Origin of the sequence: Agrobacterium sp. ST15.16.024 (assembly GCF_027956545.1) — a bacterium.
Taxonomy (GTDB): Bacteria; Pseudomonadota; Alphaproteobacteria; order Rhizobiales; family Rhizobiaceae; genus Agrobacterium; species Agrobacterium cucumeris.
In genome coordinates, this window is sequence record NZ_JAQKGO010000079.1 from 1 (window position 1) to 370 (window position 370).

Here is a 370-nt window from a genome sequence, read left to right on the forward strand (position 1 = left end):
CGAGCTGTTCTCCAACGCCGCTCTGGCACGCGGGGCCCGGGGCATGATCACGGACGGCTGTCATCGTGACACGCGCATGATCCAGGCACTCGGGTTTCCCGTTTTCTCACGCGGCTCGCGTCCCGTGGATATCTCAGGCCGTGGCACTGTGGTGAGCCATGGCCGACCAGTCGAGGTCGCCGGAGTACGAGTCGAGCCAGGTGACGTCGTTTTCGCCGAGATCGATGGTATTGCAGTGATACCGCAGGCGGTAGCGGACGAAGTCGTGACACGTGCCTTCGAGAAGGTCGCCAAGGAAGACGGGGCACGCGAAGATTTGAGGAACGGCGGTCTGCTTGCGGAAGTCTGGGCACGCTACAAAGTACTTTAG

Annotated in this window: 1 protein-coding gene; it reads left to right on the forward strand. The window is 61.9% G+C overall.

Annotated elements, in window-relative coordinates:
* Positions 1-43 precede the first annotated feature (43 nt).
* On the forward strand, positions 44-370 hold the full coding sequence (locus PL640_RS25865; protein ID WP_442867058.1) for an RraA family protein: 327 nt from the start codon (positions 44-46) through the stop codon (positions 368-370).

Bases quoted from the DNA above. Each gene is read 5' to 3' on its own strand.
- PL640_RS25865 (WP_442867058.1), top strand. From the start codon at position 44: ATGATCACGGACGGCTGTCATCGTGACACGCGCATGATCCAGGCACTC.